This window comes from Achromobacter sp. RT286_PF (assembly GCF_059760425.1).
In genome coordinates, this window is the sequence record NZ_JCBAMR010000031.1 from 1 (window position 1) to 23031 (window position 23031).

Annotated in this window: 24 protein-coding genes; 13 read left to right on the forward strand and 11 right to left on the reverse strand. The window is 65.2% G+C overall.

The window, feature by feature from the left end; translation table 11 throughout:
- Positions 1-53 precede the first annotated feature (53 nt).
- On the reverse strand, positions 54-506 hold the full coding sequence (locus tag AC6LJY_RS20925; protein ID WP_498136674.1) for a GFA family protein: 453 nt from the start codon (positions 504-506) through the stop codon (positions 54-56).
- A gap of 242 nt (positions 507-748) precedes the next feature.
- Between AC6LJY_RS20925 and AC6LJY_RS20930 the strand changes: the two genes are divergently transcribed.
- From AC6LJY_RS20930 to AC6LJY_RS20955, 6 genes are all read left to right on the forward strand, one after another.
- Positions 749-1630, forward strand: coding sequence for a phosphoribosylaminoimidazolesuccinocarboxamide synthase (locus AC6LJY_RS20930; RefSeq protein WP_046804414.1), 882 nt, complete (start codon positions 749-751; stop codon positions 1628-1630).
- Between the two features lie 224 nt (positions 1631-1854).
- On the forward strand, positions 1855-2013 hold the full coding sequence (locus AC6LJY_RS20935) for a DUF5993 family protein (protein WP_046804415.1): 159 nt from the start codon (positions 1855-1857) through the stop codon (positions 2011-2013).
- A 10-nt stretch (positions 2014-2023) separates the two neighbouring features.
- Positions 2024-2596, forward strand: a complete 573-nt coding sequence (locus AC6LJY_RS20940) for a disulfide bond formation protein B (protein WP_498136675.1) — start codon at positions 2024-2026, stop codon at positions 2594-2596.
- Between the two features lie 106 nt (positions 2597-2702).
- Positions 2703-3233, forward strand: coding sequence for a 5-(carboxyamino)imidazole ribonucleotide mutase (gene purE / locus AC6LJY_RS20945; protein WP_498136676.1), 531 nt, complete (start codon positions 2703-2705; stop codon positions 3231-3233).
- Entirely contained in the window at positions 3230-4420 is a 1191-nt protein-coding gene (locus AC6LJY_RS20950) for a 5-(carboxyamino)imidazole ribonucleotide synthase (RefSeq protein ID WP_314359863.1), read from the forward strand. Before purE ends, AC6LJY_RS20950 begins: the two co-directional genes overlap by 4 nt.
- 68 nt (positions 4421-4488) lie before the next feature.
- Entirely contained in the window at positions 4489-5547 is a 1059-nt protein-coding gene (locus AC6LJY_RS20955) for an L-threonylcarbamoyladenylate synthase (RefSeq protein WP_314359864.1), read from the forward strand.
- Positions 5548-5731: 184 nt separating this feature from the next.
- On the opposite strand, the gene AC6LJY_RS20960 is transcribed toward AC6LJY_RS20955, so the two are convergent.
- The 4 genes from AC6LJY_RS20960 to AC6LJY_RS20975 are packed head-to-tail and all read right to left on the reverse strand — an operon-like array spanning position 5732 to position 8961.
- Positions 5732-6559 (reverse strand): IclR family transcriptional regulator domain-containing protein, encoded by an 828-nt coding sequence (locus tag AC6LJY_RS20960; RefSeq protein ID WP_046804420.1) that lies wholly within the window; start codon positions 6557-6559, stop codon positions 5732-5734.
- Positions 6559-7200 (reverse strand): 3-oxoacid CoA-transferase subunit B, encoded by a 642-nt coding sequence (locus tag AC6LJY_RS20965; RefSeq protein ID WP_498136677.1) that lies wholly within the window; start codon positions 7198-7200, stop codon positions 6559-6561. The genes AC6LJY_RS20960 and AC6LJY_RS20965 overlap by 1 nt, the downstream gene beginning before the upstream one ends.
- A 9-nt stretch (positions 7201-7209) precedes the next feature.
- Positions 7210-7890, reverse strand: coding sequence for a 3-oxoacid CoA-transferase subunit A (locus AC6LJY_RS20970; RefSeq protein WP_498136678.1), 681 nt, complete (start codon positions 7888-7890; stop codon positions 7210-7212).
- Positions 7891-7941: 51 nt separating this feature from the next.
- Positions 7942-8961, reverse strand: a complete 1020-nt coding sequence (locus AC6LJY_RS20975) for a Bug family tripartite tricarboxylate transporter substrate binding protein (RefSeq protein ID WP_046804422.1) — start codon at positions 8959-8961, stop codon at positions 7942-7944.
- Positions 8962-9315: 354 nt separating this feature from the next.
- Between AC6LJY_RS20975 and AC6LJY_RS20980 the strand changes: the two genes are divergently transcribed.
- From AC6LJY_RS20980 to AC6LJY_RS21010, 7 genes are all read left to right on the forward strand, one after another.
- Positions 9316-10338 (forward strand): amino acid ABC transporter substrate-binding protein, encoded by a 1023-nt coding sequence (locus AC6LJY_RS20980; RefSeq protein WP_046804423.1) that lies wholly within the window; start codon positions 9316-9318, stop codon positions 10336-10338.
- Between the two features lie 156 nt (positions 10339-10494).
- Entirely contained in the window at positions 10495-11361 is an 867-nt protein-coding gene (locus tag AC6LJY_RS20985) for an IclR family transcriptional regulator (RefSeq protein WP_046804424.1), read from the forward strand.
- A 284-nt stretch (positions 11362-11645) separates the two neighbouring features.
- Positions 11646-12554 (forward strand): arginase family protein, encoded by a 909-nt coding sequence (locus AC6LJY_RS20990; RefSeq protein WP_120156717.1) that lies wholly within the window; start codon positions 11646-11648, stop codon positions 12552-12554.
- A gap of 57 nt (positions 12555-12611) precedes the next feature.
- Positions 12612-13400: an ABC transporter substrate-binding protein gene (locus AC6LJY_RS20995; protein ID WP_046804426.1), complete on the forward strand. Its 789-nt coding sequence runs from the start codon at positions 12612-12614 to the stop codon at positions 13398-13400.
- 31 nt (positions 13401-13431) lie between these two features.
- Complete coding sequence (locus AC6LJY_RS21000) at positions 13432-14124, forward strand: amino acid ABC transporter permease (RefSeq protein ID WP_006222809.1); 693 nt, start codon at positions 13432-13434, stop codon at positions 14122-14124.
- Positions 14125-14128: 4 nt separating this feature from the next.
- Positions 14129-14881 (forward strand): amino acid ABC transporter ATP-binding protein, encoded by a 753-nt coding sequence (locus AC6LJY_RS21005; protein ID WP_498136679.1) that lies wholly within the window; start codon positions 14129-14131, stop codon positions 14879-14881.
- A 192-nt stretch (positions 14882-15073) separates the two neighbouring features.
- Positions 15074-16633 (forward strand): acetolactate synthase large subunit, encoded by a 1560-nt coding sequence (locus AC6LJY_RS21010; RefSeq protein WP_498136680.1) that lies wholly within the window; start codon positions 15074-15076, stop codon positions 16631-16633.
- 21 nt (positions 16634-16654) lie between these two features.
- On the opposite strand, the gene AC6LJY_RS21015 is transcribed toward AC6LJY_RS21010, so the two are convergent.
- The 6 genes from AC6LJY_RS21015 to AC6LJY_RS21040 all read right to left on the reverse strand — a co-directional run bounded on the left by AC6LJY_RS21015 (position 16655) and on the right by AC6LJY_RS21040 (position 22990).
- Positions 16655-17383, reverse strand: coding sequence for an ABC transporter ATP-binding protein (locus AC6LJY_RS21015; RefSeq protein ID WP_219990886.1), 729 nt, complete (start codon positions 17381-17383; stop codon positions 16655-16657).
- A complete protein-coding gene (locus AC6LJY_RS21020; RefSeq protein ID WP_219990885.1) occupies positions 17353-18159 on the reverse strand; it encodes an ABC transporter ATP-binding protein in 807 nt (268 codons plus the stop codon). Before AC6LJY_RS21020 ends, AC6LJY_RS21015 begins: the two co-directional genes overlap by 31 nt.
- The gene (locus AC6LJY_RS21025) at positions 18152-19294 is read right to left on the reverse strand and encodes a branched-chain amino acid ABC transporter permease (protein ID WP_498136681.1); all 1143 of its coding nucleotides are present in this window, start codon (positions 19292-19294) and stop codon (positions 18152-18154) included. The genes AC6LJY_RS21020 and AC6LJY_RS21025 overlap by 8 nt, the downstream gene beginning before the upstream one ends.
- A 2-nt stretch (positions 19295-19296) precedes the next feature.
- Positions 19297-20178: a branched-chain amino acid ABC transporter permease gene (locus AC6LJY_RS21030; RefSeq protein ID WP_104144568.1), complete on the reverse strand. Its 882-nt coding sequence runs from the start codon at positions 20176-20178 to the stop codon at positions 19297-19299.
- A gap of 25 nt (positions 20179-20203) precedes the next feature.
- Positions 20204-21364: an ABC transporter substrate-binding protein gene (locus tag AC6LJY_RS21035; RefSeq protein WP_314359880.1), complete on the reverse strand. Its 1161-nt coding sequence runs from the start codon at positions 21362-21364 to the stop codon at positions 20204-20206.
- Between the two features lie 81 nt (positions 21365-21445).
- On the reverse strand, positions 21446-22990 hold the full coding sequence (locus tag AC6LJY_RS21040; RefSeq protein ID WP_485857989.1) for a benzoate-CoA ligase family protein: 1545 nt from the start codon (positions 22988-22990) through the stop codon (positions 21446-21448).
- Positions 22991-23031 lie beyond the last annotated feature (41 nt).

A 23031-nucleotide genomic window follows, 5' to 3' on the forward strand; every position in this document is an offset into this window, starting at 1 on the left:
GGTCCGTAGTGGACCCGCCCCTTTGTTCTTGGGCGGACGCGTCAACCCGCGGTTCAGGCCGGCGGCGAGTTTTGCGGAAAGTGCGGCATGCTGCGATCGATGTGATGCCAGGACGGCGCCGAACTCGTCCACAGCGACACCTTCGCATGAAAGGCTTCCGGATCATCCAGCGAGCCCGCGCGCACCACCTCGTAAGCCATGCCTTCCGAGCCGCCGAACAGCGGCGTGCCACAGGCCGCGCAGAAGCTGCGCATCACCGTGTGCCCGGAATCGCCCTTGTAGCGGTGTTCCTTGGCCTGCCCGCGCAGCATCGTGATCGAGCCGGCGGGAAAGATCAGCGCATGGGCCGGCGCGCCGCCGCTGGAATATTGGCAGTCGCGGCAGTGGCAGGTCGCGGCGGTGATGGGTTCGTCGGTGACGGCGTAACGGATCGCGCCGCACTGGCAACCGCCAGTCAGGTGTACCTGCGCGTCGGCGGACGGGCGTTTAAGGGAAGCATCCTGCATACGGCTTTGTCTCCGGGCGTGAGGTCTGCGCCGTGACGCGGCTGGGGCGGTCGGCGCGAATCGTGAGTCGGGAATCAGAGGCTAACCCGGCCCTTGCCGCCCGGCAAGACGGGCATATTTGCAGTAATCTATGCGTCTTGCACAGGCCATGCCGCCTTTTGCGCAAGTTTCGATTTCGTTCTACTTCCCGCCCTGGCGCTCGCCCGTGGCGGGAATCTTCATTTTTGCCATAGGCCATTCCCGTGACTTCTGCTTTGCATCAATCCAGCATCAAGTCCTTGCCGCTGCTGGGCCGCGGTAAGGTGCGCGATATGTACGCGGTGGGCGACGACAAGTTGCTGATCGTCGCGTCGGATCGTATCTCCGCGTTCGACGTGATTCTTGACGACCCCATTCCCGGCAAGGGACAGGTGCTGACCGAGCTGACCGAATTCTGGTTGCAGAAGCTGGCCCACATCCTGCCGAACCACTCCACCGGCGTGAAGCCCGAAGACGTGGTGGCGCCGGACGAAGTTGACCAGGTGCGCGGACGCGCCGTCGTGGTCAAGCGCCTGAAGCCGATTTTGGTGGAAGCCGTTGCACGCGGCTACCTGATCGGCTCCGGCTGGAAAGACTACCAGGCCACCGGCAGCGTCTGCGGCATCCAGTTGCCCGCCGGCCTGCAACAGGCCAGCCAATTGCCCGAACCGATCTTCACGCCCGCCGCCAAAGCCGAATTCGGCATGCACGACGAAAACGTGGACTTTGCGCACGTGGTCAAGGAAGTGGGTCAGGAAATGGCCGAGCGTATCCGCGACGTCACCCTCAAGCTGTACGCCGAAGCCGCGCGCTTTGCCGCCACCAAGGGCATCATCATTGCCGACACCAAGTTTGAATTCGGCCTGGACGACAACGGCACGCTGCACTTGATGGACGAAGTGCTGACGCCCGATTCGTCGCGCTTCTGGCCGGCCGACGGCTACCGCGTGGGCATCAGCCCCCCGTCGTTCGACAAGCAGTTCGTGCGCGACTGGCTGGAAACCCAGACCTGGGACAAGACCCCGCCCGCGCCGCGCCTGCCGCAAGAAGTGCTGGAAAAGACCGCCGCCAAGTACCGCGAAGCGCTGGACCGCCTGATTGCCTGATCCCGTCTGGCGCCGTTGTCGCCGTTGACGCCGTTGACGCAGTTGACCGATGGCGCCGCCTAGACGAAAACAAACCCGCCGGTGAATGCACCGAGCGGGTTTTTTCTTTGGGGGGACGCATAAGTCCGCGGCGCGCGCATCCGGGCTTTCGATAACAAATATGTCGGATTGTTACGTTATACTCCTCGGTTGCTTACAGGACGCCGCCGACAGGAGCCCGTCGCATGATCATGATGTTGCCGTTTCTGACTGGCCTGATCGCCGTGTGGTTTGGCGTGCTGGGCCGTCGCCGTCCATGCGTGACCTTCTGGCTGCTGACCTTGCTGATCTTCGCGGCCTGGTGCGTGCATCACATGAATACGCCGCTGGCGTTGTCGCTGTAAAGGCCGGGCGATGATCTTTTCTGGTAATCCGGCGCGAGGCTCGCGTGTCATCAATGGGCTGGCGCTGCTGGGCGTGACCGGCATCCTGGCCATGGCGTTCACCTGGCAACTCATTTATGACGAACTGCCGTGCCCGCTGTGCCTGCTGCAACGCGTGGCGCTGATTCTGGCCGGCGTGGGGTTCCTGCTGAACCTGCGCCTGGGCCCATCGCCCATGCATTACGCGATGAGCATCGCGGCGTCGCTGGGCGGCATGGTCGCCTCGGGCCGGCAAGTGCTGCTGCACCTGGCGCCCGGCGATCCCGGCTATGGCTCGCCGTTCCTGGGCATGCATTTCTATACCTGGGCGTTCATTGCGTTTGCCGCCATCATCGTCTTCTGCGTCCTGATGCAGACGGCCGACCGCAAATGGGGCGACACCATGCTGAAAAAGCCCGTGTCGGCGCTGGGCATCCTGGTCATGGCCCTGTTTTTTGTCATGACGCTGGCCAACGTTGGCGGCACCACGCTGGAATGCGGTTTTGGCCCGTGCCCCGACAACCCGGACAGCTATCTGTGGCTGCCCAAGGCCACCGCGCCATAGCCTGCCGCGCGCGCCGGGTAAAATACCGGGTTTCGCGGACTGAATCCGCGGTCCATTGACATTCCGCGGGCAGGTTTCCGCGGTCTTACCCTCTTTGACACCGGTTATGACAGCCAAGACTTCCGCAGCGGCCAAGGCCTCGCCCGTGGTGGGCGTGATTATGGGATCTTCCAGCGATTGGGAGGTCATGAAGCACGCGGTCAGCATGCTTGAGGATTTCGGCGTGGCCTATGAGGCGCGCGTGATTTCCGCGCACCGCATGCCGCAGGACATGGCCGAATACGGCGCGGCCGCGCATGGCCGTGGCCTGCGCGGCATCATCGCCGGCGCTGGTGGCGCGGCGCACCTGCCGGGCATGATGGCGGCGCTGACCGAAGTGCCGGTGTTTGGCGTGCCGGTGCCGTCCAAATACCTGCGCGGCGAAGATTCTCTGCTGTCCATTGTGCAGATGCCCAAGGGCGTGCCGGTGGCCACGTTCGCCATCGGCGAAGCGGGCGCCGCCAACGCGGCGCTGCACGTGATTGCCGCGCTGGCCGGCACCGACGCGGACCTGCATCAGAAGCTGGTGGCGTTCCGCGCCCGCCAGACGCAAGCCGCGCGCGACATGAAGGTTCCGCCCGAGGCGTCGATCGTATGAGCCAATCCACTTCTTTCATGATCGCTCCCGGTGGCTGGTTGGGCTTGTTGGGCGGCGGCCAATTGGGCCGCATGTTCTGCCATGCGGCGCAAAGCCTGGGTTACAAGGTCGCGGTGCTGGACCCGGCCGACGAATGCCCCGCGGGCATGGTGGCCGACCTGCACATCCAGGCTGCCTATGACGACGAAGCCGGGCTGGCCCGTTTGGCCCAGACCTGTCAGGCCGTCACCACCGAATTCGAAAACGTCCCTGCCGACAGCCTGCGTACGCTAGCCACGCGTTGCCGCGTCAGCCCGGCCGCCGACGCCGTCGCCATCGTGCAGGACCGCATCGCCGAAAAGACCTTCATCGCCTCGCAAGGCATCGCCGTGGCGCCGCACGCCGCCATCCGCACCGAAGCAGACCTGCGCGCCGCGCCCGACGCCTTGTTTCCCGGCATCCTGAAAGTGGCGCGCCTGGGCTATGACGGCAAGGGCCAGGCCCGCATCAGCACGCGCGACGAAGCGCTGGCCGCCTTCGCCGAGTTTGGCGGCGTGGCCTGCGTGCTGGAAGCGCTGATGCCGCTGGACTACGAAATCTCGGTGGTGCTGGCGCGCGGTTTCGACGGCGCAAGCGTCGTCTTCCCGGTGGCGCGCAACGTGCACCGCGACGGCATCCTGGCGGTGTCCACCGCCGCGCCCGTGCAGTCGGACGCCGCGCATGCCGAACGGCAGGCCCGCGCGACCGAAGCCGCGCAATCCATTGCGCAAGGCCTGGGCTATCACGGCGTGCTGTGCGTGGAATTCTTCGTGCTGAAAGACGGCAGCCTGATCGTCAACGAGATCGCGCCGCGTCCGCACAACAGCGGTCACTACACGATGAACGCCTGCGTCACCAGCCAGTTCGAACAGCAGGCACGTGCCATGGCGGGTTTGCCGCTGGGCAGCACGGCGCTCTTGGCGCCCGCCGTCATGCTGAACATCCTGGGCGACATCTGGTACGAATCGCCCACGGCCACGCAGCAGCGCGAACCCGATTGGGCGGCGGCCCTGGCGGTGCCGACCGCCAAGCTGCACCTGTACGGCAAGCGCGATGCGCGTCGCGCCCGCAAGATGGGTCACATCACCATCGTGGCGCCCACGCTGGAGCAGGCCCGCAGCGATGCCGCGAGCGTGGCTGCCGCGCTGGGCATGCAAGCCCCCGAATAGCGCCCGAGCCATCCCCGAGTCACGCCCGAATAACGCCGAGTCACTCCGAGTCACCCGCGACGATCCCGATGTCTTCCTTGCCCCCGCCCGACTCCGCCAGCGACGCGGAAATATCCCACGCCGCGCAACGCCTGCTGGACGGTGAACTGGTCGCCTTTCCGACCGAAACCGTCTACGGCCTGGGCGCGGATGCGCAAAGCCCGCAGGCGGTGGCCAAGATCTACGCGGCCAAGGGCCGGCCGTCGAACCACCCTGTCATCGTGCACATTGCGCCCTCGGGCGACGTGGGCTATTGGGCGGCAGACGTGCCGACCGAGGCGCGTCTGCTGATCGACGCGTTCTGGCCCGGCCCGCTGACGCTGATCCTCAAGCGCGCGCCGCACATCGCCGACACCGTCAGCGGTGGGCAGGACAGCATCGGCATCCGCTGCCCGTCGCATCCCGTGGCGCAGGCGCTGCTGGCGGCGTTCGCGGCGGGCAAGCCGAACGGGCAGGGCGGCGTGGCGGCACCATCGGCCAACAAGTTCGGCCAGGTATCGCCCACCCGCGCCGACCACGTGCGCGCCGAATTCCCTGATGAAGTCGCGGCCGGCATGCCGGTGCTGGAAGGCGGCGCATCGGAAGTGGGCATCGAATCCACCATTCTTGACTTGTCGCGCCTGGACCGCGGCGCGGGCCCCGTGCTGCTGCGCCCGGGCCATATCAGCGCCGCGCAGATCGAAGCGGTGCTGGGCGTGCAGGTGTTCGCGCCGGATGCCGCCGCGCCGCGCGCCTCGGGCACGCTGAAGGCGCACTACGCGCCCCGCACCCCCCTTGAACTGGCATCCGACGACCGCCTGCGCGACGTGGCGCAAGGCCGCAACCTGCCGCCCGGCAAGGTGGTGGTGGTGGCGTATGGCGACAAGCCCGACGCGCTGGATGCGCGCCTGCAATGGCACCCGGTGCCGGCGGACCCGGCGCGTTATGCGCAGGCGCTGTATGGCTTGCTGCGGGATCTGGACAAGCAGGGCTATGCGCGCATCGTCGTGCAGGCGCCGCCTGCCACCGACGCCTGGCACGCCGTCAACGATCGCATCGGCCGCGCGGCGGCGGCGTTCACGCTGGATACCACCGACCTGGCTTCGTAGGGACAGGCGCGCGTCACAGAACGGGCTCGAATAGAAGGGGCTCGAATAGAACGGGCTCGAACAGATCGGGGCTCGAACAGAACGGGGCTCGAACAGAACGGGCTCAAACAGAACGATGCTCGAACGCCGGGCCGTCGTTCCCCCACAGCGGCGGCCGCCTTGCCCCGGCCGCGCGTTCACCTTCCTACGCCACCAGGAATTCCCCGATCCGTTCCACCGCCTGACGCAGCGGCGGCAGGAACTCGTCCGTCAGCCGCGTCAGCGGCACGCGCGCTGCTTTGACGCTGACGTTCACGGCGCCGCACGCCTTGCCGCTGGCCGAGCGCACCGGCACCGAAATCGCGCGCACGTTCAATTCCAATTCCTGGTCGACCACCGCGTAACCCTGCTCGCGAATGCGCGCCAGTTCGGCGCGCAGCGGGGCTTCGGTGGTCAGCGTGAATTCCGTGTAGGGCTGCAACGGCGTGGCGGCAAAGTAGCGGGCCAGCGCCGGCTCGGGCAATTGCGCCAGCAGCACGCGCCCGATCGACGTGCAATACGCCGGCAGGCGGCTGCCCAGCCCCATGGACGTGGCCAGCAGGCGGTTCACCTCCGAACGCGCCAGGTAGAGCATTTCGTTGCCTTCCATGATGGCCAGCGCGCAGGTCTCGTTGACCGTGGCGCTTAGCTCTTCCAGCACCGGCTGGGCCAGGGAGACGAACGGCGTGGACGAGAAATACGCGTAGCCCAGGCCCAGGATGCGCGGCGTCAGCACAAACAGCCTGCCGTGTTGTTCCGCGATGCCCAGCAGCACCAGCGTGTGCAGGCAGCGCTGCACCACGGCACGCGGCAGCCCGGCGCGGCGGCTCAGTTCAGCGGCGGTTTGCGGATGGCGGCGCGTGCCGAATGCGCGGATCACGTGCAGGCCGCGCGCCAGGGTCAGCATGTAGTCCGGGTCGCCACGAAACTGGTCGGGATGTTCGTCCTCGGCCAGCGGCAGCGCGTAGCCGGGTGGGGGCAGGTTGGGCAGCATCAGCCCGCGCGCAGCGGCGCGCCGGTGCGTCCTTGCAGTTCGGTCAGCGTCATGCCGTCGATCATATCTCGAACAACCAAGCCGTCCGGGGTCACGTCGATCACGGCTAAATCCGTATAGATGCGGTCAACCACGCCCGCGCCCGTCAGCGGATAGGTGCAGCGTTCGACGATTTTCGGATCGCCGTTCTTGCTGTTGTGTTCCATCATGATGAACACGCTGCGCGCGCCCACCGCCAGGTCCATCGCGCCACCCACGGCGGGCGCTTCGCCCGGCTTGGCCAGCGACCAGTTGGCCAGGTCGCCGTTGGCCGCGACCTGCATGCCGCCCATCACGCAGATGTCCAGATGGCCGCCACGCATCATCGCGAACGAATCCGCGTGGTGAAAATATGCGCCGCCGGCAAGCAGCGTCACCGGCTGCTTGCCGGCGTTGATCAGGTCCAGATTAACGGCGTCTTCCGAAGGCGGCGGGCCCATGCCCAGGATGCCGTTTTCACTGTGCAGCACGATCTCGCGATCATCGGGCAGGCAAGCGGCCACCAGCACCGGCATGCCGATGCCCAGGTTGACGTAGCTGCCGTCGGGAATATCCAGGGCCAGGCGGCGCGCCATGGCCTCGCGGGTCAGGGGTTGGTACATACGTGGGCCTCAGCTGGAAAAGGCGGCGTTCGCCACCTCGGTGATGCGCTTGACGAAGATGCCGGGCGTGACGATGGCTTCGGGCGGCAGCTCGCCCAGGTCGGCTTTGGCGCGTACCTGCACGATGGTGGTTTTGGCCGCCATGCACATGATCGGGCCGAAATTGCGCGCGCTCTTGTGATAAGTCAGGTTGCCCCAGCGGTCGCCCTGGTCGGCCTTGACCAGCGCAAAGTCGCCATGCAGCGGCATTTCGAATACGTGGCCGCGTCCGTTGATGATGCGCGTTTCCTTGCCTGCGGCCAGTTCGGTGCCGTAGGCAGTGGGCGTAAAGAACCCGCCCAGCCCAGCCCCGGCCGCGCGCAGCCGTTCGGCGATGGTGCCCTGCGGCACGCATTCCAGTTCGATGCCGCCGCGCCGGTACAGGTCATCAAAGACCCAGGAGTGCGAGGCCTTCGGAAACGAGCAGATCACCTTGCGCACGCGGCCCGCCTTGATCAGCGCGGCCAGCCCGGTTTCGCGATTGCCCGCGTTATTGCTGACCACGGTCAGCTCGCGCGCGCCCTGGTCGATCAGCGCGTGGATCAGTTCGGTGGGCATACCCGCGCCGCCGAAGCCGCTGATCAGCACCGTGGCGCCGTCGTGGATATCCGAGACCGCGGCCTCGGGGGTGTCGATGAACTTGTTGATCATGGTGAAGCTCCGATCGGGCGGGCGCCCGGCCATGCCGCCGCCCGCCGCCTTTCAGTTCGCGGTGATGCCGACTTGCTTGATGACCTCGGCGTAGCGGGCCGACTCTTTCTGCATCAGGTCGGCGAATTGCGCGGTCGTGCCGCCCACCGGCATGAAGCCCACGTCCACGAATTTGCGCTTGACCTCGGGATCCTTGACCACCTCGGCGATCTCGCGCGCCATGCGGTCGATGATCGGCTGAGGCGTGTTGGCCGGCGCCAGCAGGCCCGCCCATGATCCCGTTTCAAAGCCCGGCTGGCCGGCTTCGCCCATGGTCGGAATGGAGGGCTCGTCGGGCCAGCGTTCCTTGCCGGTGAAGGCCAGCGCTTTCAGCCGGTTCTGCTTCACGTACTGCATGGGCACCAGGATCGGGTCGAACACCATCGACACGCGCCCGCCCAGCAGGTCGGTCAAAATCGGCGCGCTGCCCTTGTAGGCCACGTGCGTCATTGCAATCTTGTTCTGCGACGCGAACATGGCGCCGGTCAGGTGCGCGTTCGACCCCGTGCCGCTGGAGGCATACGTCAGCTTGTCGGGGTGCTTGCGGCCATAGTCGACCAGCTCGGCCACCGTCTTGACGGGCACGTCTTCCGCCACGAACAGGAACAGCGGCAGGTCGGCCATCTGCACAACCGGCACCAGGTCGGTGGGCTTGAAGTTCAGCTTGTACAGGTGGAAATTGACCAGGTAAGCGGGAAGCATCGCCAGAAAGGTGTACCCGTCGGGGTCGGCCTTGGCCGCCATGGCAGAGCCCACGCTGCTGTTCGCGCCGGGTTTGTTTTCCACAATGATGGTCTGGCCCAGGCGCGGCGCCAGCTTTTCCACCACGATGCGGGTGACGATGTCGGTGGAGCCGCCTGGCGTGTAGGGCACGATGATCTTGATGGGCTTGGTGGGCCAGTCATCGGCGGCATGCGCGGGGCCGGCCATCATGCCGACGGCGGCCAGCGCTGCGCACAGCACGGTTTTCAGGGCAAGGCGGCGCGGGGCGACGGCATTGCGGCGGGGCTGCGAATTGCAAACATGTGCCATGGATTTGTCTCCTCCATGAATCGACCGAATATCGATGCGCGCCGGGTTTTTTATGTGGCGCGCTCGGCGTTTTAGGGCTGGGGCGGCGATGCCGCGTATCGGACATCGACGCAAAAAAAGTATGGCATGCAGGGGCCTGCCATACGGGGCGCAAGGATTCGATAAAGTTCGGTCATCGGACAAATGCCCGGAATCTATCAAGCTTGTCATCCTTGGGGTTTCCTCTAGGGAAAGCCGCGTTGTTCACGCCGTGGACATGGCGTAATCTGGCGGCCGGCCCTGTAAAGCCGGGCCTGGTTTCAGCCGCCGCCGTCTTACAAGCCGGCACGGACATCACTCTCAGGAGAGGCATCAATGAAGCGGTCAACTTTGTTTGCAGCCGGCGCCCTGGCCCTGGCTTGTGTGTCCCAGGCGGCGCTTGCCGGCCCCACGCTGGATGCGGTAAAGAAAAAGGGATTCGTGCAATGCGGTTTGACCGACGGCGTCTCCGGCTTTTCGGCCACCAACAGCAAGGGTGAATGGGAAGGGATGGACGTGGACATCTGCCGCGCCGTCGCCGCAGCCGTATTCGGGGACCCCACCAAATTCAAGGGCACCGCGCTGTCCACGCAGCAACGCTTCACCGCTTTGCAGTCGGGTGAAGTCGACGTGCTGCTGCGCACCGTCACGCTGACGCAAACGCGCGATACGTCGCTGGGGCTGTCCGCCGTGGCCGCCAGCTTCTATGACGGCCAGGGCATTCTGGTCAACAAGAAGCTGGGCGTGAAAAGCGCCAAGGAACTGAACGGCGCCACGGTCTGCGTGCAACCGGGCACCACCACCGAACTGAACCTGGCCGACTGGTTTCGCGCCAACAAAATCGAATTCAAACCCGTGGTGATCGACAAGGTAACCGAGGTGGTGCGCGCCTTTGAATCCGGCCGCTGCGACGCCTTCACCGACGACGCCTCGCAACTGGCCGCCGTGCGCGCTACGCAGGTGGCCAAGCCGGACGACTACGAAATCCTGCCAGAACGCTTCTCCAAGGAACCGCTGGGGCCGATGGTGCGCCAAGGCGACGAAAACTGGCTGGGCATCGTCCGCTGGACGTTGTTCGCCCTGCTGGAAGCCGAGGAATACGGCATCACGCAAAAGAACGTGGACGAGATGCTCAAGAGCAACAACCCCAACGTGTCCCGCATCCTGGGCGTGACGCCGGGCGCGGGCAAGAACATGGGGCTGGACGAAAAATGGGCCTACAACGCTATCAAGGCAGTGGGCAATTACAGCGAAGTGTTCGAGCGAAACGTCGGCAAGGACAGCAAGCTGGGCCTGCAACGCGGCACGAATGCACTGTGGACCAACGGCGGCGCCATGTACCCATGGCCGATCCGCTGACGCAGCCACACTGACGAGACGGCCTGCGCATGCAGGCCGTTTTTCTTGTGAGCGCGGTGACGGCGATCCGAGGTCGGATTGTCGCCCCAATCGCCATGCGATATAAGCGAACCGTTATACGGTACGCTATGCGCTTTATCCTGCATGCGCTGCGCCATGACCCAGACGCCACATCCCGAAGATTCGCCTTTGTTCATTGCCGCGCTGGCGCGCGGCATTTCCGTATTAAGGGCGTTCAACGAAGGCGAGCCTGCCATGACGCTGCCGGAACTTGCGGAAGCCACGGGCCTGGGTAAAAGCGCGGTTCAGCGCTTTACCCACACGCTCTGGACGCTGGGCTACCTGCGCAAGGATCCCGTCACCAAGAAGTTCTCGCTGGCGCCCTGGTCGCTGGAGCTGGGCATGCACTACGTGCAGACAAGCCCGCTCGTTCTGGGCGGAAACCCGTTCCTGCACACGCTGAACCGCAACAGTCAGGAGACGTGCAGCCTGGCGGAGCCCGACGGTTTGGACATGGTCTATGTGGCGCGCTTTGCCACGCACAAGGAAATGTTTGTGAACATGCCGGTCGGCATGCGCTTGCCTTTCTATTGCACGGCAGCGGGGCGCGCGGTGCTGGCCAAGTTGGACCCCGGCGTTGCGCAAGACTTGCTGGAACGCTGCGACCGCAAGCCTTTCACGGGGAATACGATCACCAGCATGGACGCCTTGCTGGCCGAACTGGAGTTCGCCCGGCGCCACGGCTATGCAAGGTCCAACGGCGAGTTTTACCCCGGTGACATCACGGTCAGCGCGGCGGTCCTGGATGCCGGCGGTACCCCGTTGGGCGCCGTGAACGTGTCCGTGCCTTCCAGCCGCTGGTCTTTTGAACAGGCGCAAGCCGTGTTCGGCCCGCAAGTGGTGGAGACCGCGCACGCCATTAGTGCATCACGCACCTTGGGCCGTACGCATCCCTTCTACTTGATGGAACCACCAGGTGGCGCGTTGCGCGGGGCGATGCCCTTGCCAGACGACGAGGTCTGATCCCTTTCGCACGCCCGTTTTCGGTGCACGCGGCGCGCCATGACGGGGCGCATTCTTTTTTAATCCCGACTATTCAGATCAAGTAATTCCACGCCTGTAGGGGGAACACCCTAATAGGCCGGCCAAGTTTTTGCCTGCTAATCTATTTACGACACACTCGTATCGCATAGCGATGCGGCTGAATCTAAATATAGCAACGCCCGCCTATCAACGACGGGGCAAATCCAGGGAGCCGCGCTGTGCCGCAGTCATCTGAAGTTAGTTTCCATCCCGTAGCCGGGTTCATGGGTTTGCCATCGGCCCGCGAGTCTGAAGCGGGCCGGGCACGCGCTTGCGTGGTGGGCATTCCGTTCGATTGCGGCACGCACCCCTTTCGCGTGGGATCGCGGCAGGGTCCGGACGCGATCCGTGAGCAATCCCGTTTGCTGCGCCCCGTCGACATCTTTCGCCGCCATGGCATCGACAGTCCTCCTGAATTCCTGCGCGCCATCGATGTGGGCAACGTGGCGTGCCACCCAGGAGACCCCGACGCTTCGTACCCGCTGATCGAAGCCGGCATCGGTGCCATCCTGGACGCGGGTGCCATCCCCATCTCGATGGGCGGTGACGGCGCGGTGACGTTGCCGCAGTTGCGTGCCGTGGGGCGCCGCCATCCGAATTTCGTCGTGCTGCATTTCGACTCGCACACCGACACCTATCCCATCCCCGGCTACAACACGGCCACCACGTTCACGCGCGCCGCCGAAGAGGGTCTGCTGGACGTCGCGGCCAGCTTTCACGTGGGCACGCGAGGTAGTTCTTTCATGCCCGGGGTGCTGGAGTTCGGGCGCGAGGTCGGCTACACGATCGTGCCCTACGACGACTTCGACCAGGACCAGAAAGCCACGCTGGCGGACATCAAGCAGCGTATCGGCCAGCGCCCCGTGTACCTGTGCTTCGACATGGACATCTTTGACCCCTCCTGCGCGCCAGGAGTTTGCACGCCGGAGTGGGGGGGCTTGTCGGCCAAGGAAGGGCTGGCGCTGGTGCGCCAGCTTGCCGGCCTGAACTTCGTGGCGTTCGACATCAATACCGTGTCGCCGCCGCAAGACGTGCAGGGAGCGACAGCCTTCCTGGCTGCCACCGTGATGCAGGAATTCTTCGCGCTGGCGGCGGTGGCAGTACAGCAGTATCCGCAAGGGCGTCCGGCCTGAGCCGAGGCGTTCGCATCATCCATGTTCGCGGCAATCATTCATCCAAGGGGAAAAACGATGACATTCAAAGCCATTCTGCTGGGCCTGGCGGCCGCCGGCCTGCTGATTCAAACCGGCGCCCAGGCGCGCACGCTGGACGAAGTGCGCGCCGATAAAAGCCTGGCCGTCGTCACCACCGCATCGGCGCCGCCGCACGGGTTCAAGAATCCAAAGTCCAACCAGCTGGAAGGCATCATGGTGGACGTGGCGGCGGGCGTGGCCAAGCATCTGAAGGTATCGGACAAGCTGTCCGACGTGCCATTTTCCGGCCTTATTCCCACGCTGACGTCGGGGCGGGCGGACGTCATGTCGGCGCCGCTGTTCATTACCGAAGAACGCGCCAAGGCCATCGACTTTTCAGTCCCGGTCTACGGATGGGGAGAGGGCGTGGTAGTCAGCGACAAAGCGACCAAAAAGTACGCCAAATTCGAAGACATGCAGGGGCAGCGGGTAGGCGTGCTGGTGGATTCTGTCCAGTTCAACATGATCAAGGACATGCCGGGCACCAAAGTCACGACGTACCAGGACTATTCAACCTTGCTGGCTGACGTGCGCGCTGGCCGCGTCGACCTTGGCATCGTGGATCCCCCCAGCATCATTTACCAGATCCAGACCAAGAACATCCCGGGCGTGAAGCTCGATACGGGCTACCAGCCGCAACGCACGTGGCAAGTGGGCATGGCCGTGCAAAAAGGCAATACCGCGCTGCTTGAAGCCGTCAACAAGGCGATTGCCGACATGAAGGCGAACGGCGAAATGGCCGCCATTGGCAAGAAGTGGGGCGTGTCCGACCTCATCAGCAAGTAAGCGCCGTTACGGCACGGATAAGGAGCACGACTTGGATCTCGCTACGCTGCGCATGTACCTGACCCCGTTGGCCGAGGGCACGGTCTGGACCCTGGCGCTGTTTTTCTGTTCGGCTTTCCTGGCGGTGGCGTTGGGCCTGGTCGTTTGCTTGTGCCGCCTGTCGCCTTCGCGCCTGTTGAGCCGTGGCGCGCGGTTCTACATCGAGGTGATTCGCGGCACGCCCCTGCTGCTGCAATTGTTCTACATCTACTACGGCCTGCCCGAGATGGGCGTCGTGATCAATGGCTTTGTCGCCGGGGTGCTGGGCCTGACCTTGAACTTCGGCGCGTACCTGGCCGAACTGTTCAGAAGCGGCATCCAGTCGGTGGACACGGGTCAGTACGAGGCGGCGCGCGCATTGGGTCTGCGCAAGGTGCAGCGGCTGCGTCGCATCGTATTGCCGCAAGCGCTGCGCACGGTCTTCCCGGCTTTGGGCAACTACGCGCTGGTGCTGATCAAGGAGACTTCGCTGGTGGCCGTTATCAGCGTGTACGAGTTGATGCGGGCGGGCGAGATGCTGGCCGGTGCGACCTTCCAGGCACTGACGGTCTACACGATGGTGGGGGTCATCTACTTCGCCATGTGCAGCGTGCTGTCGTACCTGTTCCGACGCTCTGAAAAGCGTCTGACGGTGCCGGGCTACTGGAGCGGCGCCGGCGAAAACCACGACATTTCCAAGGCTTGAGACGATGAATGTAACGACTGCCTTGGCGCCCATCATCACGATGCAGGGCGTCAGCAAATGGTATGGAGACTTCCAGGTACTGAACGACCTGGGCCTGGAAGTGTTGCCCGGAGAAAAGCTGATACTTTGTGGGCCGTCGGGCTCGGGAAAGTCCACGACGATCCGCCTGCTGAACCGGCTGGAAGAGCACCAGAAGGGCCGCATCGTTGTCGACGGCATAGAGCTCAATGAAGACGTCAAGAACATCGAGCGCATCCGCGCGGAAGTCGGCATGGTGTTCCAGCACTTCAATCTGTTTCCGCATTTGACGGTGCTTGAGAACTGCACGCTGGCACCGCTGCTGGTCAAGGGCGTGCCGGCGGACGAAGCCCGGTCGCGCGCCATGGAATATCTGGAACGGGTGCGCATTCCGCAGCACGCTGACAAGTATCCCGGCCAGCTCTCGGGCGGCCAGAAGCAGCGCGTGGCGATTGCGCGCGCCTTGTGCATGCAGCCCAAGATCATGCTGTTCGACGAACCCACGTCGGCGCTGGACCCCGAGATGGTCAAGGAAGTGCTGGACACCATGGTCGCGCTGGCCAAAGACGGCATGACCATGGTCTGCGTCACGCACGAAATGGGTTTTGCGCGAGAAGTGGGGGATCGCGTCGTCTTCATGGACCAGGGAGCCATCGTGGAAGCCGACACGCCGGAGAACTTCTTCAATGCCCCCCGATCGGAGCGGGCGCAGGCATTCCTGGGGCAGATCCTGGGGTGATGTGGGTAGCGCTCATGCCTGCCGTCACGCCAGCGCTAATTCCGGCTGGCGGAACGCGGCGGCCATATCCCGGAATGGTTCCATGCCCGCAAGCTGAAATGGGTCTATCGCGTTTTTGATACGCTACCTATCATGCATATCAGGCGGGCGCGGATGCGCCCGCATCGCCATTGAAAACGACTAGGGAAAATCATGAACGGCGCTGACAGTCTCTGCGATACCTTGCTGGCCAACGATGTGGACGTGTGTTTTGCCAACCCCGGCACGTCTGAAATGCACTTCGTCGCGGCTTTGGATCGCAAGCCCCGGATGCGGTGCGTGCTGGGTCTGTTCGAAGGCGTGGTGACGGGCGCTGCCGACGGTTACGCGCGCATGGCCGACAAGCCGGCCGCCACCTTGCTGCACTTGGGCCCGGGCCTGGGCAACGGGCTGGCCAACCTGCACAACGCCAAGCGCGCGCGTACGCCCATGGTCAATATCGTGGGCGACCACGCCACTTATCACGTGCAATACGACGCGCCGCTGACCAGCGACGTGGAAGGCGTGGCGCGGCCGATGTCGCATTGGGTCAAACGCACGATGACGGCCGCTGCCGTGTCGGCGGACGCCGCCGAAGCCATTGGCGTGGCGCGGCAGGCGCCCGGCAATATCGCCACGTTGATCCTGCCGGCCGACACTGCCTGGACCGATCTGCCCGACAACGCGCCCGCGCCCGTACAAGTCAAGGATGCCGCGCTGGCCCAGACTTCGGCGGACGCCGTGCGCGCGGCGGCCGCGGCGATCCGTTCGGGCGAAGTGACCGTGCTGATGCTGGGGGGCGCCGCGCTGCGCGAACGCGCACTGAACGCCGCCGGGCGCATCGCACGCGCGACGGGTGTGCGCCTGATGTCGGAAACGTCCAACCGCCGCATCGAGCGCGGCGGCGCGCGCACCCCGGTCGATCGCTTGCCGTATCCGATTGATCTTGCGGTGGCCAAGCTGAAAGACGTCAAACATCTGGTGCTGGCAGGGGCGAAGGCGCCGGTGGGGTTTTTTGCTTACCCCGGCAAGCCCAGCCTGTTGGCCCCGGCTGACAGCAATCAGGTGGTGCTGGCCTCGGCCGAACAAGACCTGGCCCACGCGCTGGAATGGCTGGCCGACGAACTGGGCATTGCCGCCGATGCACCGCGCCTGGCCACGCCGGCCGCCGCCTATGAGGTGCCGTCCTCGGGCAAGCTGACGGGCGCCGCCGTGAACATCCTGATCGCGCATACCTTGCCCGAGCAGGCCATCGTGTGCGATGAGTCCATCACGCAGGGCCGCGAATTTCCGATCTATAGCGCCAGCAGCGCTCCGCACGATTGGCTGATGCTGACGGGCGGCGCAATCGGTATCGGCCTGCCGCTGGCCACGGGCGCGGCCGTGGCGTGCCCGGACCGCAAGGTCATCACGCTGCAAGCCGACGGCAGCGGCATGTACACCTTGCAGGCGCTGTGGACGCAGGCGCGCGAAAACCTGGACTGCCTGACAGTGATCCTGGCCAACCGTTCCTACGCCACCTTGCACGGCGAGATGAAAAACGTGGGCGTGAAAGAACCGGGCCGCAATGCGCGCCGCATGCTGGATCTGGAAGAACCCTACCTGGACTGGACGCACCTGGCGCGCGGCATGGGCGTGGAGGCGGTCAGCGTGGATACGGTGGAAGGCTTCGCGCGCGCGCTGGCCGACGGCCTCGAGCGCCGTGGCCCCTTCCTGATCGAAGCCATCATCTGAAGTACGGCGGGGCGCGTACGTCTACACGCCCAGATAGCGCGTCAGCTGTTCCGGTTGCCGGGCCAGCGACGCGCTATTGCCGTCTTCGACTATCAGTCCTTTTTCCATCACCAGACACCGGTCGGTGTGTTCAAGCACCGCGCGATAGTTGCGGTCGACGATCAGCGTGGACATGCCGGTCAAGCGGATCTCGCGGATGATGCGCCAGATCTCGGCCACGATCAGCGGGGCCAGCCCTTCGGTGGCTTCGTCCAGAATCAGCAGATCGGGGTTGGTCATCAGCGCGCGTCCGATGGCCAGCATCTGCTGTTCGCCTCCTGATAGTTGCTGCCCGCCGTGGCCCAGCCGTTCGCGCAGTCGGGGGAAGGTCTCCAGCACGCGCGCGTAAGTCCAATCGCGCCCGCCGCGCACGCTGGCACGCGCCGCCACTTGCAGGTTTTCGCGTACGTTCAAATTTGGAAATATGCCTCGGCCTTCGGGCACGTAGGCCACGCCCAGTTGTGCAATGGCGTGGGCGGGCGCCCGTGTGCAATCGCGCCCGGCCACGCGCACCTGGCCGCGCGAGCTCTTGACCTGGCCCATCAGGCTGCGGATCAAGGTGGTTTTGCCCATGCCGTTGCGGCCGACAAGCCCAACGGATTCGCCGCGCGCGATGTGCATGTCGACACCGCGCAGCACATGGCTGGCGCCGTAGTACACGTGCAGGCCGCCGGCCTCGATCAGCGCGTCGTGGTTTGCGATGGCGTGCATGCGGCGGCTCCTGGTGCGTGGGTGGGCTGGGCGTCTTCACCCAGGTAGGCGGTGCGCACGTCGGCGTTGGCGCGTATGGCCTCGGGCGGGCCGCTGGCGATGGCGGTGCCGTTGACCATTACCGTGATGGTTTCGGCGATACGAAAAACCGCGTCCATGTCGTGCTCGACCAGCAGAATGGCGTGGCCCGTCTTCAATGTTTGCAGCAGGTCCAGGATGCGGTCGGTTTCTTCCGGCCCCATGCCGGCAAGGGGCTCGTCCAGCAACAACACCTGCGGCTCGCCCGCCAGGCACATGGCGATTTCAAGCTGACGCTTGCGGCCGTGTGGCAGCAGGCCGGCCGTGCGCGTGGCATCGCCGGCAAGGCCGGTGCGTTCCAGCGCGTGGTGTGCCAGCTCGGCGCTGCGGCGGCAATCGGCGGCTGGACGCCACCAATGCCAGAAGCGCTGGCGTGCCGCCTGCGCGGTCAGGCGGCAGTTTTCGAACACGCTTAATTCGGGGAATAACGTGGACCGCTGGTAGCTGCGGCCCAGCCCGGCGCGGGCTCGTTGCGGTTGGCGCCAGGCGGTAATGTCCTGTGCGCCCAGCATGACCTGCCCGCTGCTGGGCGCAAGCTCGCCGGACAGGATATTGATCAGCGTGGACTTGCCCGCGCCGTTGGTGCCGATGACGGCGTGCACTTGCCCGCGCGCCAGCGACAGGGACACGCCGTTCACGGCGGTCAGCCCGCCAAAGCGCCGCGTAACGCCCGTGGCGGCAAGCAGAAGATCAGACATGAGGTTCCCCTTGGACGGGCAGGCGATCCTGCGGCAGGCGATCCTGCGGCGGGCGATCCTGCGGCAGGCGTCCCTGCGGCAGGCGAACCGTAGAGACGGCAGGCGATCCTGCGGCAGGCGAACCTGCGGCAGGCGAACCTGCGGCAGGCGCCCTTGCGGCATGTGCGGCCGCGAGTCGCGCATCGCGGCGTTGTCGCCATTGCGCGGGCAGGCCCGCGATGCCGTTGGGCAGCAAGGCCACCAGCGCGATGATGGCGATGCCCAGCGGCAGATGCCAATGGCGCGCGTAGTCGCCAAACAAGGCTTGCGACTGAAACAGCTCTTGCATCAGCACCAGCGCTACGGTGCCGATGACCGCCCCGCCCAGGCTGGCCATGCCGCCCAGGATCACCATCAACAGCACCAGCCCCGATTGTTCCCAGGCCAACAGTTCCGGCGTGACAAAACCGTCTTTCAGCGCGAACAGAAACCCCGCCAGGCCCGCCAACGTGGCGCCCACGACATACGCCGTCAGCTTGTAGGGATACGTGGAATACCCGGCCGCGCGCATGCGCTGCTCGTTGATGCGGATGCCCGCCAGCGCCGCCCCGAACGGCGAGCGCCGCAGCAGCGCCAGGAAGCCCCAGGTCAGGGCCAGGCAGGCGAGTACAAAAAAGTAGAACGTGGTGGCGTTGCCCAGGTCGAACGGCATCCAACTGCCCAGCGCCCATTCGGGCCGGAAATACAGATAGATGCCGTCGCTGCCGCCGCCCACTTTGGTGTCGTGAAAGACGTAGTAAGCCATCTGCGAAAACGCCAGCGTCACCATGATGAAGTACACGCCGCGCGTGCGCAGCGCCAGCGCACCCGTCACCACCGCATAAAGCGCTGCCGCCAGCAGGGCCGCCGGCAGCAGCCACCACAGGCTTGCCGCCTCGGATTCCGGCGACAGCAACGCCGCCACGTAGGCGCCGATGCCGAAGAACGCCGCGTGCCCCAGGCTGACCAAGCCGGCTCCGCCCACCAGCAATTGCAGGCTTAGCGCGAAGATGGCGTAGATCATCACCTTGATCGCCAGCCCGGTGTAGTAGTCGCTGCCGCTGAACGCGAAGGCGGCCAGCGCCAGCAGCGTTGCGACGGGAAGTAGTTTCTGCATGGCTAGCCCTGTTTGAACAGCCCTTCGGGCTTGCATAGAAGAATGAATGCCATCAGCAGATACACCAGCACGCCCGCCGCCGACGGAAACAGCACCTGGCCAAAGGTCTCGACAAAGCCCACCAGCATCGCGGCCAAAAAGGCGCCGCGTATCGAGCCGATGCCGCCGATCACGACCACCACGAAGCAGATGATGAGCACGCCGTTGCCCATGCCCGGGTACACCGACGACACGGGCGCGGCGATGGTGCCGGCCAACGCGGCCAACGCCACGCCGGCCGCGAAGACCAGCCGGTACAGCTTGTTGACGTCGATACCCAGCGACCCCGTCATCTCGCGGTTGCTGGCGCCGGCGCGCAACATCATGCCCAGCCGGGTGCGGGAAATCACCCAATACAGCAGCAGCGCTACCGCAATGCCGACGGCAGAAATGAACAGCCGGTAGACCGGATACGTCATCACGCCGCCCAGGGAAATGCTGCCTTGCAGCCACGCCGGCAGCGGCACGCCATGCACGTCGTTGCCCACCAGAATGCTGCGCAGTTCTTCAAAGACCAGGATCAGCCCGTAGGTCATCAGCACCTGCTGCAAGTGGTTGCGGTGGTACAGGTAGCTGAAGAAGGCGGCTTCCAGCACATAGCCCAAAGCGCCAGCCAGCACCACGCACACGGCCAGCGTGGTGAGGAATCCGCCGCCCAGCCAGCGGTCCACCACCGGCCCCAGCGCAAACGCCATGTAGGCGCCGATCATGTAGAAGCTGCCATGGGCCAGGTTGATGATGCCCATGATGCCGAAGATCAGCGTCAGGCCGCTGGCCACCAGGAACAGCAGCAAGCCGTACTGGAATGCGTTCAGGCTTTGAATAAGCAGGATGCTGATGTCCATGGGGCCCTCCTGTGGCCGCGTCGCGTCAGAGCTTGCAGCCGCGGGCCGGGTCGGCCAGCTTCTTCACGGCGACGTCCACCACCTTGTTCTCCAGGCCGTCCACGCGCCGCAGGTAAATGTCCTGCACCGGGTTGCCGGCCGCCGACAACGTGAACGGGCCGCGCGGGCTGTCCACCGTCGCCCCGCGCATGGCGCTGCGAAAGTCCGCCTTCTTGGCAAAGTCGCCCTTGACGGCCGTCAGGCCCGATTGCATGAGCTGCGCCGCGTCATAGCCTTGGACGGCGTAGACGTCGGGCGGGGCGTTGTAGTTCTTGGCGTAGTCGGCGCGGAACGCGTTGTCGCGCGGCGTGTTCAGGCCGTCGGCATAGTGCAGCGTGGTTAGCAGGCCTTGCGCGGAAGCGCCCTGCGCCTGCAAGGTGCCGTCGGTCAGGAAGCCGGAGCCATACAGCGGAATGGTCTTGTCCAGGCCGGCGGCGTGATAGTCCTGCACGAACTTCACCGCGCCGCCGCCCGCAAAGAAGGTGAACACCATGTCGGGCTTGGTGGCGGCAATCTCGGTCAGGAGCGATTGGAATTCCACGTTGGGAAATGGCAGGCTCAGTTCCTTGACGACCTTGCCGCCCGCTTTTTCAAAGCCTTCCTTGAAGCCGCCGATGGCTTCATCGCCCGCTGCGTATTTCCAGGTGATGGTGACGGCAGTCTTGTGGCCCTTGGCGTAGGCGACGGGGCCCATGGCGTAGGCGGGCTGCCAGTTGGTGAACGACGTGCGGAAGATGCCGGGGCCGCACAGCGGGCCGGTGATGGCGTTGGCGCCCGCGTTGGTCACGATCAGCGTGGTGTCGCTGTCCTTGGCGGCCTTGGCCAGCGCCATCGCCACGCCCGAATGCACCGTGCCGATCAGCACGTCGACCTGGTCGCGCTTGATCAGCCGGTTGGCGTTTTCAGCGGCCTTGGCCGGATTGGATTCATCGTCGACCTTGAAGTATTCGATGTCGCGCCCGCCCAGCTTGCCGCCTTGCTCGGCAACGTACAGCTTGAAGCCGTTTTCGATGGCGTTGCCCAGCGCGGCGTAGGTGCCGCTATAGGGCAGCATGAAGCCCACTTTGAGCTTGTCGGCGGCTTGCGCGCTGGTGGCGGCTAGCGTCAAGGCCGCGGCAATCGCAGCCTGGGTCAGGGCGTGGTTCATGGTTTGTCTCCGTGCTTATCATGGGCTGGCGCAAGGCCGGCCGGGGTTAGTCCGCGCGCCGAGAGTGTCGGCAAGCGGACTTCATAGCGTGGCTTCTTCCAGCTGACGCAGCCGGAAGCGCTGGATTTTTCCCGTGGCGGTCTTGGGCAGTTCTTCGGTGAAGTCGATCTGGCGCGGATACTTGAACGGCGCCAGATGCTGCTTCACGTAGTGCTGCAACGCGGCGCCGGTCTGGGCGTCGGGTTCGAAGCCGGGGCGCAGCACGACGTACGCCTTGGTCTTGACCAGGCCGTCGTGGTCGGGCACGCCGATCACCGCGGCTTCCAGCACGGCTTCGTGCTGCACCAGAATGTTCTCGACTTCAACAGGCGACACGTATTGGCCGCTGACCTTGATCATGTCGTCGCTGCGGCCGGCGTAGGTGTAGTAGCCGTCGGCGTCGCAGGTGTATTTGTCGCCGCTTTTGAGCCAGTCGCCCAGGAAGCATTGGCGCGTCTTGTCGCGGTTGTTCCAGTACATCAGCGCGGCGCTGGGGCCTTTGATGTAGAGGTCGCCGATGGCGCCCGGCGCGACCGGCGCGCCGTTGTCGTCACGCAGTTGCACCTCGTATCCCGGCACGGGCTTGCCGGTGGTGCCATAGCGCAGTTGTCCGGTCTGGTTCGAGATGAAGATGTGCAGCATCTCGGTGGAACCGATGCCGTCCAGGATCTCGCAGCCGAAGTGCCGCGTGAAGCGTTCGCCGATGTCGCGCGGCAAGGCTTCGCCGGCCGACGTGCAGACACGCAGCGCGACCTGATCGCGCGGCGGCAGGTCGGGCGATGCCAGCATGCTGGCGTACAAGGTGGGCACGCCGTAGAACACGGTGGGGCGGTGCCGCGTCAGCCGTTGGAAAACGGCTTGCGGCGTGGGGCGTTCGCCCATCAGGATGACCGTGGCGCCGACCGACAACGGAAAGGTCAAGCCGTTGCCCAGGCCGTAGGCGAAGAACAGCTTGGCGGCGGAAAACACGACGTCGTCTTCGCGGATGCCCAGCACGGGCTTGGCATACAGTTCGGCGGTGTGCCACAGGTTGCCGTGCGTGTGCACCACGCCCTTGGGCTTGCCGGTGGAGCCCGACGAATACAGCCAGAAGGCGATTTCATCAGACAGCGTGCGCACGGCGGGGGCGAGCGGGGCGTCGGCCCGCGGGCCGTCGGCCAGCAGGGCGTCAATGTCCTGTGTGGCCACCACATGCTCCACATCTGCCGGCGATTGCGCCAACGCGGCTTGCAGCGTTGGCAGCAACGCATCCGACACGAACACGGCGCGCACGCGGCTGTGCGTCACGATGTAGGCATAGTCATCCGGCGTCAGCAAGGTGTTGACGGCCACCGGCACCACGCCCGCGTGCAGCGCGCCCAGGAACACGACGGGCCAATCGACCGTGTCCTGCATCAGCAGCAGGATGCGTTCTTCGCGGCGCAAGCCCAGCCCGCGCAAGGCGCCGGCCATGCGCGCCACGCGTTCTGCCAGCTGCCCGTAAGTCAGCTGGCGGGTGTCGTCGATGTAGGCGGGCTTGTCGGCGCGTGAGGCGTTCAGCGCCGCCAGATGGCTGGCAAAGTTCAATTCTGCGGGGCAGGTGTTCACGGTTGTCTCCTGATGTCCTGGTGGGGCGCGCCCGGGCTATG